The following is a 14,044-nucleotide window of genomic DNA, read 5'->3' as shown; positions in this document are numbered from 1 at the left end:
CCGGCGTGTTCCGCTCGAACTCCAGCCAGGGCCGGGGGAGACGCTGGACTCGATTTGCGGCGGGGGGGCGGATGCTGCAACGCCGTCAGGGATACCGCTTCACGTTGGATCCACTGCTGCTGGCGCACTTCGCCATGGACGAAGGCGCGGCGCAGCGCGGCCGGCTGATGGACCTGGGCACTGGGTGCGGAGTCATCCCCCTGGTGCTCGCGCGCAAGCTGGGACGCAAGGACATCACCGCGCTGGAGCGTCAGGCGCGCCTGTTCTCCCTGGCCGAGCGGAACGTGTACCTCAACCGCTGTGAGCGCGAAGTGCCCCTGGTGCAAGGGGACCTGCGCAGGGTAGGGGCGCAGTTGGCGGCGGGCAGCTTCGCGCACGTGCTGCGCAATCCGCCGTACCGGACGCGGGCATCGGGGCGAAGCAGCGTGTCCATGGAGAAGGCGATTGCGCGGCACGAGCTGGCGTGTGAGCTCCAGGACGTGGTGCGCGCGGCGGACCACTTACTGGTGCCGCGTGGAGCGCTGTTCATGGTGTACCCGGCGTCACGCTTGGTGAGCTGACGTCTGTGTTGCGGCTCCACCGGATGGAGCCGCGCACCGCGCGGAGGGTGCATCCGCTGGCGGACCGGCCCGCGAAGCTGGTGCTGTTTCATGCCGTCGAGGCGGGCAGGGCGGACCTGACGGTACTGCCGCCCCTGGTGCTTCATGGGGATGACGAGCACGCGTCCACGGACGAGGTAAACGCGATTCTGATGTGAATGAAAGACGCAGGGGAGCACCTGCTCGGCCGTCCACGGATCTTCGAGCTTGCCCTGGCTGGCAAGATATTGAGAGGCGGCAGCGCAGATTTTCATGCCGGAGCCTGTCAGCAATCAGCCTCCGCCGGTGAGAGCTGGAGGCGGCGGGAATCGAAGCCGCGCGGGCGGATTTGGTCCCTACTCGGACCACAGGCTGTCCGCCCGGTTTTCCCTCTGAAAATAGGGGTAGCTTTCCGTCCAGGTGAGTCCGGGCCCGTCCATTGGATTTGGTTCTTTTTTGGTCCCTGCGGACCCATCAACACACCGGGGCCAGAGCCGTCTGACCCGGAGCGGAGGTGCACCAGCATCATGAACCACCCCCATGCGCAGTGGAACCTCGCACCGTAGGCAGCGCTCGGCGCGGGTGACCACTACGCGCCCGAGGTGTAGCGCTGAGTTCAGGTGCAAACCATCGCTGCGCGCATCTACCGAACTATGCCGTCTGCGGCGACAAAGCGCTTCAGTGCTTGGCTGCCGTCATCTGATGGGCACAAAGCTCTGAGGTGATGCTCGTAGGAAGTTGGCGGCCACTGCACACGAGGCAGGCACCACTTGCCCTAAGATGGTGCTTGGCACGAGGCTTGTCCGCCGCTGCGTACCGGGCAGGTTCTACGGCCCTGAGGTAATGCCTGAGTAGGTCCGTGGCCGCCACTGCGGACTGGATAAACTCCACGGACCCGAGGCGGCACTTGGCGCGGATGGCTTCCAGTCACCCCAAAGTGAAGCTCGGCGCGAGCCATGGCAGCCGCTGCACACCGGGGCTCCACACGGTGAGCGTCAAGGTAGATGTCGCGTGAAAGGGTTCAACCGATGCGCTTCAACTCCTGCACTGCTGGGGTGAGGTTCGGAGAGGGGCCGAGGCGGACGGGGCCCGCGGGCGTCCAGTCGCGCGTGTCGCGGCTCCACCGCTCGGGGTGACGGGCTTTGGCGCGTTGGTACACCTGGTGCCGTCGGGCCAGCAGCGCGCCCTCGCGGCCGAAGTGCCTGTCCTCGGGCGTGACGAAGCGGATGGCGCAGTGGCGGTGCTCGGTGTTGTACCAGGCCACGAAGCGCGTCACCCAGGCACGCGCGTCCTCGACGGACGCGAAGGGGCGCTGAGGGAAGCTGGGGCGGTACTTCAGCGTGCGAAAAAGGGCCTCGGAGAAGGGGTTGTCGTCCGAGACGCGGGGCCGACTGAAGGACGGGGTGACGCCCAGCCACTGCAAGGTGGCCAGTAGCGTAGCGCCCTTCATCGGGCCGCCGTTGTCCGAGTGCAGCACCAGCCCCTCGGGGCAGCCAGCCTCCTGCCAGGAGCGGCGGATGAGGGCCGCGGCGTGCTCGGACGACTCCTCTTCGTGCACCGCGAAGCCCATGCTGCGCCGGCTGAAGACGTCCACCACGAGGTACAGGTAGAGGAAGCTGCCCTTCACCGGGCCGCGCAGGTAGGTGATATCCCAACTCCAGACTTGGTTCGGCCCGGTGGCGGTGTGCTCGGCCCGAGGCCTGGGCACAGGGGCCTTGGCGCGGCCGCGGTGGGCCAGCTGCCCTGCCTCGCGCAGCACCCGGTAGAAGCTCGCCTCGCTGGCGACGTACTCGCCCCTGTCGGCCAGCCTGGGGACAATCTGCTTGGGCGAGGCGTCCCGGAACTCCTCGCTGTTGGCCACCGCCAGGATGCGGCGTCGCTCCACCTCGGACAGCCGGTTGGCCGGCCGGGTATGCGGGCCACACCGCCGGTCCTCAGCCGTCGCTGGCTTCCTCCAGCGCTGAATGGTGCGCGGAACGACTCCGAGCCGCGAGCAGATGGCCTCCAGCCGCACGCCCTTCTCCAGCGCCTCGTCGACGAGCGCGAGCGTCATTTCTCGCACGTCTCGTCCGCTGCGCCGTCCTCGTCGCCCGAGTCCTTCTCGTCCCAACCCATCGCCTGAAGTTTTTTTTCGAGCACCAGCAGTGCGGCCGCCTCAGCCAGCGCCTTCTCCTTGCGGCGCAGCTCTCGCTCGAGCTCCTTCACTCGCTTCTCCGAGACGGCCAGCCGCCGACGCTGGCCGGCCGTCAGGGCCCCGGACGGCGCCTCCTTCGTGCCCTGAGAGAGGGCTCCAGCGGCAGCCGCCCGCCACTCTGCCAGGTGCCCCTCGTGTAGCCCCTCTCGGCGCAGCAGCGCTCCCAATGCCTCGCCCGCCAGTCCATGTGCCTCCGCCAGCACGCGCAACTTCTCCTCGGGCGTCCACTTCTTGGGGCCGACGGGCTTCTCCTCGGGCGGGGGCGTCATGGCCGCCAACTTATTCGCCTCCCGCAACCACTGCGACAGCGTCGGCTGCGAGACTCCCACCTGGCGGGCCAACGCCGCGGCACTCACCGCGCCGGGGCCCACCATTCGCTTCACCATCTGCGCCTTGAATGCATCCGTGTACGGCACTGCGTTCTGCCTGCTCTCGCCCCCAGGGCGTCGTCAGCTCGGCACGTCAGCCGAGGCGACATCTTCCCTGACACAGGGGGCACAGCTCTGTAGTGGCGCTCGGCACGGGTCTTCTACCGCCCACCCGGCGGTGGTCAAGTCCCGAATCGTGTGTAGTTGGTCCGGAGGGGGTTCGGGGGAGGAAGGCTCCTTGGCGGGGTCAAGCAGCGGTGGTGTCTGGAGTTGAATTCAGCAGAGTCATGTCGAGATAGCGGCGGTCGTCCCAGATGCCGGTGACTTCAAGTGCGACGGCGATGATGAGGCGCAGCGCACTGGCGCGGTCCGGGAAGGCTCCGACGGAGCGGATGCGGCGTTTCACCTCGCCGTGGAGACGCTCCAGGCCGTTGGTGCTGCGAAGCCGTTTCCAGTGGGCCCTGGGGAAGGCGAAGAAGCAGGTGGCGGCAGCGAAGCCCTCGCGCAGGCAGTCCATGCCCTCGGCGAATCGCTGCGTCCCAACTGAGTGACCGAATCGTACTAAACGCCCGATCATGAATCTCGCACGCGCTCAGGCGACGCGCTGCAGATGGACCTTGCGGAGGATAGGACTGGCACGCCGCTGGGCGTTGCGAGCGTGCAGGTAGTGTTGATGGTCACCAGGAAGCGCGGATTTCTGGTCATGGACGGCGAGAAGTTCGAGAGCTCTGCTGCCAGGGGCAGCGCTGGGTGCCGCCGAAAAGTTGAGGAGAGGAGCGCGAGCCGGTGGAGTCCGGGGCTGCGCGCGTCCTGAAAAGTCAGAAGGCCCACCAGCGACACCTGGAGGGCCTTCCTGGGGGCGCGCCCTGGTGTGCGAGAGGGGCGAGCCGGTGAGGGAGGGGTAGCGCACTCCGCGGCGCGGCGCCAGAAGTCGGCGCGCACGGGAAGGTGTGCGTGGAGTCATTGCGTCTGGTGGTGTGCGGGCGGCCGGAGTGCCGGAGGCTGTTTCAGCTGTGCAGCCGGTGCGACAGGGGGCAGCGCTACTGCGAGCGCAGGTGCGGGGTGCTGGCGCGTGCGGAGTCGGTGCGCGCGGCCGGGCGGCGATACCAGCGCACCCGAGACGGACGGCATGCGCACGCCGAGCGCCAGGCCGCGTACCGAGGACGGCGGCGGAAAGTGACGCATCAGTCTCCCCCGCCAGGGGCCTTGGAGGTGACGGTGCCGCCCGCGCCGGCCCAGGCCACCACGCAGGTGTCCGCGGAGCCGAGCGCAGCGAGGCCACCTGCGTATGCACCACCGTCCATTCCGGCTTGCACGTCCTGCGGACGCGCCAATCCATTCCTCCGTCACACCACCCTGGCGCGCACCCGAATGGGCCCGCGCTGGCGGCGCTGCCCACCCTGAGGAGGTGGGAGGATGATTGGCCTCGAGGTACGCGCCCGGATTCGCCAGTTGCACTACGCGGAAGGCTGGCCGGTGGGCACCATCGCCACGCAGTTGGGGCTGCACCACGACACCGTGGAGGCGGCCCTGGAGGACGTGCCGGTAGCCAGTGCTGACAGAACGGCGAAGCCCACGGTGCTGGGCCCGTACACGGACTTCATTGACGTCACCCTCAAGGCCCACCCGCGCCTGAGGGCCACGCGCCTCTTCCACATGGTGAAGGCCCGTGGCTACCTGGGCGGCTATGAGCAGGTGAAGCGCTACGTGCGGCGGGTGCGTCCGGGGCCCCAGGCCGAGGCCTTCTTGCGCCGCAATACCCTGCTGGGCGAAGAGGCCCAGGTGGACTGGGGCAGCTTCGGCAAGGTGCGGGTGGGGCGGGCCACCCGGACGCTCTCCTGCTTCGTCCTGGTGCTGGGCCACGCGCGCTCGCGCGCCATGTACGCGCGCTTCTTCCTGGGCCAAACCATGGAGTGCTTCCTCCAGGGCCACGTCCAAGCCTTCGAAGCGCTGGGCGGCGTGCCTCGCAACCTCCTCTACGACAACCTGAAGTCCGTCGTGCTGCAGAGGGCCGGAGACATCATTCACTTCCACCCGCGCATATTGGAAGCCGCCGGCCACTACCACTTCGTCCCCAAGCCCTGCGCCCCCTACCGCGGCAATGAGAAGGGAAAGGTGGAGCGCACCATCCGCTACCTGCGCGACTCCTTCTTCTCTGCGCGCACCTTCCACGGCCTCGACGACGTCAACCGCCAACTGCAGCGCTGGGTGGAGGAGGTGGCCCACCAGCGCCGGGTGCCCGGCGACGCCTCGGGCCGCACGGTGGCGCAGGCCTTGGAAGCCGAGCGCCCCCTGCTGCTGCCGCTGCCCGCGCACCCGCTGCCCACCGACGTGGTGCGCCCCGCCGCCTCCGGCAAGACGCCCTACGTGCGCTTCGACGGCAACGACTACTCCATTCCCGAGGGCCTGGTGCGCCGGCCCCTCACGCTGGTGGCCTCGTCCACCACGGTGCGCCTCCTCGACGGCGCCGTGGAAGTCGCCTCGCACGTGCGCAGCTGGGACAAGGGCGCCGTCGTCGAGGATGCCAGCCACCTGGCTGCCCTGGCCAGGCGCAAGGCCCACGCCCACGAGCTGCGTGGCAGGGACTTGCTGCGCGCACGCTGCCCGCACGCCGAGCAACTCCTCCAGGCGCTCACCAGCCGCGGCGACAACCTCGGCAACCACACCGTGAAGCTGCTGGCGCTGGCCGACAGGTACGGCTCCGCCGAAACCGACGCCGCCATCGCCGAGACGCTCGCTCGCGGCGCACTCGGCCCCGCCGCCGTTGCCCACGTCCTCGACCAACGCAGCCGCAAAAGGGGCGCCCCTCCGCCGCTGCCCCTGGTGCTGCCGGATGACCCGCGCGTGCGCGAGCAACGCGTCCCCCAGCACTCCCTCAACCCCTACGACGCCCTCCTCGGGCGCGACACGGAGCAAGTGTCATGAGCCCCTTGAAGGAACGCCTCAACACCCTGGGCCTGCATCACACCAGTGCCGCGCTCGATGACCTCATTGCCCTGGCCACCAAACGCAGGTGGGGCCCCACCGAGTTGCTGGAAGCCATCACCGAGGAAGAGACGAAGGACAGAGCCCGGCGCAGCGTGGAGCGGCGCCTGTCGCGCAGCAAGCTCGGCGCGCTCAGGACGATGGCCGACTTCGACTGGGGCTGGCCCAAGCGCATCGACAGGACGGCCGTCGAGGGCGCCCTGGCGCTGGACTTCATGGCCCGCCCCGCCAACGTCGTCCTCGTCGCGCCCCAGGGACTGGGCAAGACGATGATTGCTCAGAATATCGCCTACAACGCCGTGCAGGCTGGGCACTCCGTCCTCTTCACCACCGCCTCCCAGTTGCTGCTCGACTTGGGAAGCCAGGACTCCGCTCGCGCTCTCGACAGGCGCCTGAAGCACTACTGCACTCAGGCGGGGTTGCTCGTCATCGACGAGATTGGCTACCTCTCCTACGACGCCAGGAACGCCGACCTCCTCTTCCAGGTGGTGTCGCGCAGGTATGAGAAGAAGCCGATTGTCCTGACGACCAACCTCCCATTCTCCGAGTGGACCACCATCTTCCCCAACGCCGCATGCGCCATCGCCCTCATTGACCGCGTCATCCACCACGCGAGCATCATCAGCATCGAGGGCGACAGCTACCGCAGGCGTATGGCCGAGGAATCACGCGCGGAGCGCAAGGCAAGGAAGAGCTGAGCGTCCCCGCGACTCACCGATGCCCACCGGCCTCGCTCTGCGCCCCGCAATCGGAGCGCAGCGCGGGGCCGTCTTGCGTTGCCTCGACTCGATACCTGCGCTCGCCGATGACCCGATTTCCGCGCTCCGCGATGACCGCGTCGATGACCAGAATCCCGCGCTCTTTGATGACCGCCAACAGCAGGTAGGCATGGACGCGCCGCATGAGCTTCTGGAGGGTGCGGCAGCGATGGTTGCGAGTGACGTTGGCGTGGAGGTCCAGCCAGACGCGCTCAATGCGATTGGCGTCCGGGCAGTAAGGCGGCAGGAAGTGGAGGACAATCCGGCCGCCGAGTTGCTCGAGCGCCTTTCTCGTCTTCTGGCTGCTGTGGATGGAGGCGTTGTCCAGGATGAGGTGGATTCGTGGGGCGCCAGGGTACTCACCGGCGGTGCGCCAAAGCAGTTGGATGAAGAGTGAGCTGGCCTTCGACTTGCCTTCCACCCAAGTGAGGCGGCCCGTCTTCGAGTCCAGGGCGCCGGCCAGGTATCGCTTCGTGTTGTTGCCTGGCGTGAGAACCACCCGGCGCTGGCCGGGCAGGCACCAGTCACGTCCCACCTTCGGATTGAGATGGATGTCCACCTCGTCCACATAGAGGACCGGCTCGTCGGACCGGGCACAGGCTTCCAGGCAGCGCAACTCGAAGAGACGTCTGCGCCGCTTCCAGCCCGGCCAAGGGCAGCCCACCACGGGTTTGGCCGCCTTCAGGCTCGCAGCGAGGGTGGCAAGCGCACGGCCCATGGTGGCAACCGACACCCGCGCCAGGCCCCGGCGCTCCATCTCCAGCGCGAGCAACTCCCGTGTCCACGTCGGGCGGCACCAGCCCACCTCGTCGGGAGTACCCGCCAGCACGTGCGAGAGAATTGCGAGGAAGCGCTCATCCACCTTCGCCTCGCCATTGGCCGCCCTGCGGTCCAACAGCTGAGCCATCCCCTCATATGAAGCCGAGAGTTTCCTGGAAGACGGGGTGGCGGTGAAGGAGTTCGGCGAAGCGCTCGACGAGCGGAAGCAGTCGCTCCTCCCTCATCATGGGGATGGCCTGGTAATACATGCAGCCCTGACGGAAGAGTGAGTAGGTGCGCGTCTTGGCCGTGTTGGCCTTCAATCCCTTCTCCATGCCAAGGCTCTCTCCGGCGGCGCCCAGCAGTGTCAGCAGGACCTGAGCCAGTGCGCTCACCAGCAGCAGCCTGTCGCGCCGCTCGGGACTCTTCACGCGCACCGCGGACAGCCCCATGCCGAATCTCAAATCCTTGACGTCCCGGAACGTCTCCTCACACGAGAAGCGTCGGGAGTAGAGGTCCACCACCTGGCGCGCGCTGGCACTGCCCAGGCTGGTGGCCAGACACCACGGCTCCTTCATGCCCTTCTGGTGCACCAGCACCACCGCCGGCACCGGCATCCGGTCCGCCGTGACGTGCACATTCGTCAGCTTCTTCGCGTGCCCGCTGGTGGGCATCCACTCGACCGCCGGACACCGCGAGCCGCCGGCTACCTCCACCTGCACGTTCTTGCGAAAACGCACCACGTACTCGAAGCCCGCTTGCGCCAAGAAGGCGTACAGCCGCTGGTCCGCGAAGCCCCGGTCCGCCAGCACCGTCACCTTCACCCCGTCGGGCACGCACTCCTTGAGCCGCAGCAGCAACTCATCCTCCGCCTGGGCCCGGTTGCCCGCCAGGGCGCTCTTCTGAAGCGTCAGCCACAACAAGGGCGTGGCGCGCCCATGCGAGGTGACGAGGCTGGCCACCAGGCTGGTGTGGTCATCGGCGTCGAAGTCCGTCCAGTCCAGCGCCACCAGCGCCTCGTCGCGCTCGGCCAGCACGTACGGCACCCATGCGGCCGCCAACTTCCACACGTCCACGGCTTCGTTGGACAGCAGCCGGTCCACCTGCTTGATGCCGTGCTTCTGCACGCCGCCCCGTGCCCATGCCAGCGCTTGGCCAATGGCGTGCACCGACAAGGAGGCCGCGTGCACCACGCCCAACGTCGCGTGCGACAGCGACAACACCCGCTTGGCGTGCAGGTCCTCCTCGAACAAGTTCGACAGGAACGTCCGCACCTGCTCTTCGTTGATGGCCACCTTGCGTACCAGCATGGCCTCTCCTTCTGCCTCCCACCACCCCCACCTCGCACGGAGCCGGCTGGCAGGCGGCTGGTGAGCAGCTCGCTGAAATGAGGGGATCGCTCAGGTCCAACAGGGCTTTACGCCGTCCCGTCCGGTAGCGATTGACCGCGGAGACAACCGTGGAGGTGGCGCACGCCAGAGCACGCGCTACCTGCCTGCACGATTCGCCGCGCGACACTCCCACCACCGCCATGCACCGCCGCAGGGTGAGCGGGCAGCCGCTCCTTTCACGCCAGCGGATGAGAGAGCGGCGCTGCAGCCGCGAAAGACGGGGACTACCTTTGTCCCTGGGCGGGGCCTTTCTGATTCCTGGTCTTCTGCGCACACAGAGCCGAACGGGATGTGCCCCTGACTCTTCCTGTCGCCCCGCGCGCCCGCCCGCTCACCAACCGCGATCGAGAATCACGAGCGGTGGTTTACAACGGTGCTCGTGGATGTTGATCGTGCGAAGCAAGCAGCGCAGCCCTGAATCGGTGCGTCCCGGAGCACAGGAGCAAGGCAGTGCGCTCCGGAGCCCTCAAATTGGGACTATGGGCGCTCCACTGTCGATGGACTTGAGGCAACGCATCCTCGAGGCGTATCTGGCACACGAGGAAACGTGGGAAGAACTCGCCAAGCGGTTTCGGGTAGGGGTCGCGACGGTTGATCGGCTCGTCGGCCGCTGGAAGCGCACCCACTCCCTCGCTCCGTTGCGTCCTGGTCCGCGGCCCCACTACCGAATTCCGGATTCGCAACTCGCCAAGGTGAAGCGGCTGCTGGACGCCTGCCCCGACAGCACGACCCAGGAGATTGCGGATGCCTACGCCAAGGCGACAGGCGTACGGGTGAGCCGCCCTACCATGGGACGTGCCTTCCGGCGCCTGGGCTACACACGTAAAAAAACTACGCCGGCAAATACCTCCTGCCCTCCGCGGTGTTGCCTCCATGGGGAGGTGGCACCATGGGACGCACGACTGCCCACCCACCGGCGAGCAGGCAGGTGGGGTTGGAGAACCATCGACGGCGGTGCTCCGCGTGCGGAGGGCCCGCCCCAGCGGACTACCGGGCACGGCGGAACGTGGTGACGCTGGAGGCGGTGGTCGCCCTGAAGGTACAGGTGCGAGTGTGCCACCGGAAGGGGTGCCCGTTGTACTTGCGACCTGTGCGTGCCGAAGAAGAGGGCCGGTGGGCGCTGCCGGACCATGAGTTTGGCCTGGACGTCATCGCCTTGATTGGTGCACTGCGCTACCACGAGCATCGCAGCGTCCCGGAAATCCATGCAGTCCTTCGCGCACGGGGCGTCTCCATTTCCGAGCGCAGTGTCACCAACCAACTCGACCGGTACGATGAGTTGCTGGCACTGAGAATGACAGACAGTCGGCGACTGCAGCAGGTGACACGTCAACAGGGCCGGGTGGTGCTAGCCATGGACGGATTGCAGCCCGAGGTAGGCCATGAGGTGTTGTGGGTGGTGCGCGACTGCCTCTCCGGCGAGGTGCTGGCAGCCCGTAGCTTGCTGGGCAGTGGTGAGGCGGAGTTGGCTCCGCTGCTCCTGGAGGTGAAAGCGGCGCTGGCAGTGCCCATTGCCGGCGTCGTCTCGGATGGCCAGCGCTCCATCCGCAACGCGGTGGCCTCGGCGCTGCCTGGGGTGCCTCACCAACTCTGCCACTTCCACTACCTGCGTGAGGCGGCCCGCCCCCTCTACGAAGCGGACCGGCACGCCAAGAAGCTGCTGAAGAGTCATGTGCGAGGAGTGCGGGTTATCGAGCGCGCCGTCGAAGGGCGCCAGGACGCCCAAGCACAAGCCGTCCGCGGCTACTGCGCCGCAGTGCGCAGCGCCTTGACGGACGACAGGCGCCCACCCCTGAAGCCCTCCGGTTTGGAGTTGCACCGGCGACTGCGAGCGACTGAAGCGAGTCTCCGCCGGGCAGAAAAAGGGGGGCGCGCGCCAGAGGGCTGACACGGCTGCGCCTGCTATTGAGGCGCGGCCTGATGCAGACGGCGAGGATGTGGCCACCACTGAAGGCGGCCTACCGGTGGGTAGAGCGTGTCGCCGAAATCCTCACCAATGCCTCCGGCCAGAAAGGCTGTCACGTCAAAAGGCGCATGGCCGGCCTTGTCGGCGCACTGGAGCATGCCGTGCGACGCACCCGCTCCCCCCACCGTGCGGCGCTTGCACATTTCCTCCTGGAGACGCGTCGCTATTGGCCCGGCCTCTTCCATTGCTACGACGTACCCGGCCTGCCTCGCACGGACAATGACTTGGAGCACCTGTTTGGCAGTTGCCGCTACCACGAGCGCCGGGCCTCGGGTCGGCGCCGCGGAAGCGAGGGCCTGGTGGTGCGCGGACAGGTGAGAGTCGTCGCCGCAGTGGCGACCCGACTGGCCCCCACTGTCGGCGCGGAACTGGCCCCAAAAGACGTCGTCGCGTGGAGGAAGCTGCGTGCCTCCCTTCGAAGACGGCAATACGCGCGAGCCTTGGGCCGCCGATTCCGGGCCAATCCGAACGCCTATCTCGCAGCGATTGAGCGGGGGCTCAGGAGAGCTTTGCCGACGTAGAAAAAAAGTCACTCCTCGCCTCCGAGCGGCGGCTGGCGAAGAGTCGCCAGGCGCGAAGGCGGTACCTGGATAAGACCTCAGAGCTGAAGCCTTCGCATCTCCACTTCATCGATGAGACCGCCGCCACCCTCACGATGACTCGCCGCTATGCACGTGCTCACCGAGGGAGTCGAGCACGTGGCTACGTGCCCATGGGGCGTCGACAGGTCCTCACGATGATTGGGGACCTGACGCTCCAGGGGGTGGGGCCCGTGCTGACCTTCGAGGGGGCCACCAATCGCGAACGCTTCGAGACCTACGTCCGAGAGGGGCTACTTCCCGTCCTCAAGCCCGGCGACGTCGTTGTCTTGGACAACCTCAGCGCCCATCACCATCCCGCAGTCGAAACGCTCGTTCGCAGCCGCAAGGCCCATCTCCTCTTCCTGCCGCCCTACAGCCCTGACCTCAACCCCATTGAGTCGTGCTGGCTGAAGGTGAAGACGCGCCTGCGGGCCATCGGCGCGCGAACCCACGCGGCCCTCCTGCAGGCCATGCGCGAGGTGCTCTCGACCGTGCGGCCGCAGGATGCAGCCGCTTGGTTCGCCTACTGCGGCTACTCTCCTCAACCGCCGTGATCACCGTGCTAGCCAGCAGGGATCACACTAACGCCCGCGAGTTTGAGCAACTCGTAGAGTGTTGCAATTTTCTGGCGCATGCCCCGCGTTGGGCAATAGGTGAACAAAACCCGCTGTTTAGCCCGTGTGAACGCGACAAAGAATCCAGCGGTGGCTTCGATCTGATCCTGCGAAAAGCTCCACCATGCACCATCGTCGAGCCCAACAAAAATGACGGTATGATACTCAAGACCCTTGCTCTTGTGGATAGTCATAAGGGGCAAGGCATTCACACCCTCATAGACATCGAGCGCCGTCGCCCAGTCACTCGCCATCGCGCAACTCGCCTGGATGTGCAATGCGATAGCATTAGTGACCTTGGTCATCCAGTCGCCCTGCCGATATACTGGAAAAGCGGCAAGAAGGGACTTCAGACCAATGAAATTTAGCACTCCAGCAACCAACGTCGAAGCTGCGGGCAGGTCAGTAACCGGCTTGGGGTAGTTCTGCCGAAAATCAGCGCAGAAAGTGTCGAGTTCACGACTAAGCCGAACCCACGAGGCATCATCATCTACGGAGAAACCTCGTAGGTTGGCAAGGGTGTCCTGACACTCACTCCAATACCGACCCGCCCGTGTGCTTGTAGCCAAACGAGCAAATCCGATCACCATCTCCGACAAGTCTTCGGCGAGCAACTCCTGTAGCGTCACCTCCCCAACCGATGCTGCTTCATTCCGCAGAAGCACCCCGTAATTGGCAAGGGCTGGCGCCAATACTTTCGCATAGTCCACTGCACGCTGTCGCACAAGCAGCACGAAGTCGCGCGGACCAAGACTGAACTCCTTCATTTGGCTAGCGATGAATGCGGCCAGCGTTTTCGCCTCCACTGCAGGAGTAGAAAAGTCCCAGACTGCGCAACTCCCGCCAGACACCGTTGCCTGAGTCTTTGATACTGGTGCAACCGCTTGAGCATCAAGGGCTTGAGCAAGGACGTGCTGGATGCGGACGAGTTCCGGCGACGAGCGGTAATTGTTCAGAAGGGGCGTTCGCTTGGCTCCGAAGTCCCGCTCTAGCACACCGAAAGGATCGTCCATTGCCATCGCCCATCGCATGATCTGCTGCTTGTTATCGCCAACCGCAGTGACGATGGCCGCAGATCCAAGGAAAATGGTCCTGACCAAGTCGTACTGGATTTGCGTAGTATCCTGGAATTCATCCAAAAACAGATGCGAATAGGTCAATGCGAGCGCTTGGCGCGCAACTTGGTTGACACGTAGCACAAGTTCAGCCAGTCGACCAATCATCGGGAAGCTGAGGAAATTGTCTCGCGTGTTTTCCAGCGAAGTGCGCCAGTAGCGGTCTGCAGCCCACTGTGCTGCATTTTCCGGCGGGTAAGGCACTTCAGGCAAAGGCACTCCGAACAAATGCTTGCGCTCAAAGTCCTTTGCTTTGATAGCCATAATCTGAGCTCGGGCACCAAATTGCGCAGGTGGAGCCCCAAGACTGCCAAGATAGTCGCGATACTGCCCCTCCGTAGGAGAGAAGATTTGGTAGTCGGGGCGGGGCCGCCAAGCCTCTGGTAGCGCCTGCCCGAAACGGTCAACGATGCTCTTCGCGAAGGCATCGAAGGTCATCGAATCGAGCCGGGCGGCATGTCGCGGATGACACCGCTTACGCACCCGTGAGGCTAAGTTTGCCGCCGCATCGCGCTTAAAACTGATCGCTAGGATTCGCTGCGGTCGCGGCGACCCACCTGTCTGGAGAAGGTAGGCGGCTCGCTGTGCTAGTAACTCAGTTTTGCCAGCGCCAGGGCCAGCAATCACCGAGCGATTGTCGACTGATCGCACGACATCAAAAGCATTATCCTCAAGCGACTCGATGCCGACAGGGCTCCATTCTTCAGCGCGGATACGGCGGCGATGTAGCGACAT

At 66.0% G+C, this 14,044-nt stretch carries 10 protein-coding genes and 3 pseudogenes; 7 read left to right on the top strand and 6 right to left on the bottom strand.

Translation table 11 applies throughout. From position 1 onward, the window contains the following. Positions 1–71 precede the first annotated feature (71 nt). Together OZ403_RS21490 and OZ403_RS21485 are read left to right on the top strand one after the other, a co-directional pair. Positions 72–560 carry a tRNA1(Val) (adenine(37)-N6)-methyltransferase gene (locus OZ403_RS21490; RefSeq protein ID WP_268781606.1) on the top strand — a complete coding sequence of 163 codons (489 nt, stop codon included), beginning with the start codon at positions 72–74 and terminating at the stop codon, positions 558–560. Positions 561–583: 23 nt separating this feature from the next. Then, entirely contained in the window at positions 584–757 is a 174-nt protein-coding gene (locus OZ403_RS21485) for a hypothetical protein (RefSeq protein ID WP_268781605.1), read from the top strand. Positions 758–1,599: 842 nt separating this feature from the next. Here OZ403_RS21485 and OZ403_RS39790 read toward each other — a convergent pair. Further along, positions 1,600–3,188 (bottom strand): annotated as a pseudogene (locus tag OZ403_RS39790) (IS3 family transposase). A gap of 199 nt (positions 3,189–3,387) precedes the next feature. Further along, a pseudogene (locus OZ403_RS21470) lies at positions 3,388–3,663 on the bottom strand (transposase); the annotation flags it as partial. Positions 3,664–4,556: 893 nt separating this feature from the next. Here OZ403_RS21470 and istA point away from each other — a divergent pair. Together istA and istB are read left to right on the top strand one after the other, a co-directional pair. Next, positions 4,557–6,065 (top strand): IS21 family transposase, encoded by a 1,509-nt coding sequence (istA, locus tag OZ403_RS21465; protein ID WP_268781604.1) that lies wholly within the window; start codon positions 4,557–4,559, stop codon positions 6,063–6,065. Beyond that, on the top strand, positions 6,062–6,823 hold the full coding sequence (istB, locus tag OZ403_RS21460; RefSeq protein WP_140876531.1) for an IS21-like element helper ATPase IstB: 762 nt from the start codon (positions 6,062–6,064) through the stop codon (positions 6,821–6,823). The genes istA and istB overlap by 4 nt, the downstream gene beginning before the upstream one ends. A 13-nt stretch (positions 6,824–6,836) precedes the next feature. Here the strand turns inward: istB and OZ403_RS21455 are convergent, their stop codons facing one another. The 3 genes and pseudogenes from OZ403_RS21455 to OZ403_RS21445 all read right to left on the bottom strand — a co-directional run. Then, positions 6,837–7,790: an IS630 family transposase gene (locus OZ403_RS21455; protein ID WP_268781603.1), complete on the bottom strand. Its 954-nt coding sequence runs from the start codon at positions 7,788–7,790 to the stop codon at positions 6,837–6,839. A gap of 4 nt (positions 7,791–7,794) precedes the next feature. Further along, complete coding sequence (locus OZ403_RS21450) at positions 7,795–8,952, bottom strand: IS4 family transposase (protein ID WP_268781588.1); 1,158 nt, start codon at positions 8,950–8,952, stop codon at positions 7,795–7,797. 148 nt (positions 8,953–9,100) lie between these two features. Beyond that, a pseudogene (locus tag OZ403_RS21445) lies at positions 9,101–9,175 on the bottom strand (hypothetical protein); the annotation flags it as partial. Between OZ403_RS21445 and OZ403_RS39785 the strand changes: the two are divergent. The 3 genes from OZ403_RS39785 (at position 9,174) to OZ403_RS21435 (ending at position 12,134) form a co-directional block, all read left to right on the top strand. Then, positions 9,174–10,046 (top strand): helix-turn-helix domain-containing protein, encoded by an 873-nt coding sequence (locus OZ403_RS39785; protein ID WP_442929819.1) that lies wholly within the window; start codon positions 9,174–9,176, stop codon positions 10,044–10,046. The pseudogene OZ403_RS21445 and the gene OZ403_RS39785 overlap by 2 nt on opposite strands. Then, positions 10,040–11,520, top strand: a protein-coding gene (locus OZ403_RS21440; protein ID WP_442929818.1) for an ISNCY family transposase whose coding sequence is annotated in 2 segments (ribosomal slippage) — positions 10,040–10,889 and positions 10,889–11,520 — 1,482 coding nt in all. Because the reading frame shifts where the segments join, the coding sequence is not laid out codon by codon here. The genes OZ403_RS39785 and OZ403_RS21440 overlap by 7 nt, the downstream gene beginning before the upstream one ends. Before the next feature lie 32 nt (positions 11,521–11,552). After that, positions 11,553–12,134: an IS630 family transposase gene (locus OZ403_RS21435; RefSeq protein ID WP_328285547.1), complete on the top strand. Its 582-nt coding sequence runs from the start codon at positions 11,553–11,555 to the stop codon at positions 12,132–12,134. Positions 12,135–12,142: 8 nt separating this feature from the next. Here OZ403_RS21435 and OZ403_RS21430 read toward each other — a convergent pair whose 3' ends face one another. After that, complete coding sequence (locus tag OZ403_RS21430; RefSeq protein WP_268781601.1) at positions 12,143–14,044, bottom strand: UvrD-helicase domain-containing protein; 1,902 nt, start codon at positions 14,042–14,044, stop codon at positions 12,143–12,145.

Origin of the sequence: Myxococcus sp. NMCA1 (assembly GCF_026810205.1) — a bacterium.
GTDB lineage: Bacteria > Myxococcota > Myxococcia > Myxococcales > Myxococcaceae > Myxococcus > Myxococcus xanthus_A.
This window is presented reverse-complemented; position numbering and strand designations above follow the sequence as displayed.

Bases quoted from the DNA above. Each gene is read 5' to 3' on its own strand.
- OZ403_RS21490 (WP_268781606.1), top strand. From the start codon at position 72: ATGCTGCAACGCCGTCAGGGATACCGCTTCACGTTGGATCCACTGCTG.
- OZ403_RS21485 (WP_268781605.1), top strand. From the start codon at position 584: ATGGAGCCGCGCACCGCGCGGAGGGTGCATCCGCTGGCGGACCGGCCC.
- istA (WP_268781604.1), top strand. From the start codon at position 4,557: ATGATTGGCCTCGAGGTACGCGCCCGGATTCGCCAGTTGCACTACGCG.
- istB (WP_140876531.1), top strand. From the start codon at position 6,062: ATGAGCCCCTTGAAGGAACGCCTCAACACCCTGGGCCTGCATCACACC.
- OZ403_RS21455 (WP_268781603.1), bottom strand. From the start codon at position 7,790: ATGGCTCAGCTGTTGGACCGCAGGGCGGCCAATGGCGAGGCGAAGGTG.
- OZ403_RS21450 (WP_268781588.1), bottom strand. From the start codon at position 8,952: ATGCTGGTACGCAAGGTGGCCATCAACGAAGAGCAGGTGCGGACGTTC.
- OZ403_RS39785 (WP_442929819.1), top strand. From the start codon at position 9,174: ATGCACCGCCGCAGGGTGAGCGGGCAGCCGCTCCTTTCACGCCAGCGG.
- OZ403_RS21430 (WP_268781601.1), bottom strand. From the start codon at position 14,044: ATGTCGCTACATCGCCGCCGTATCCGCGCTGAAGAATGGAGCCCTGTC.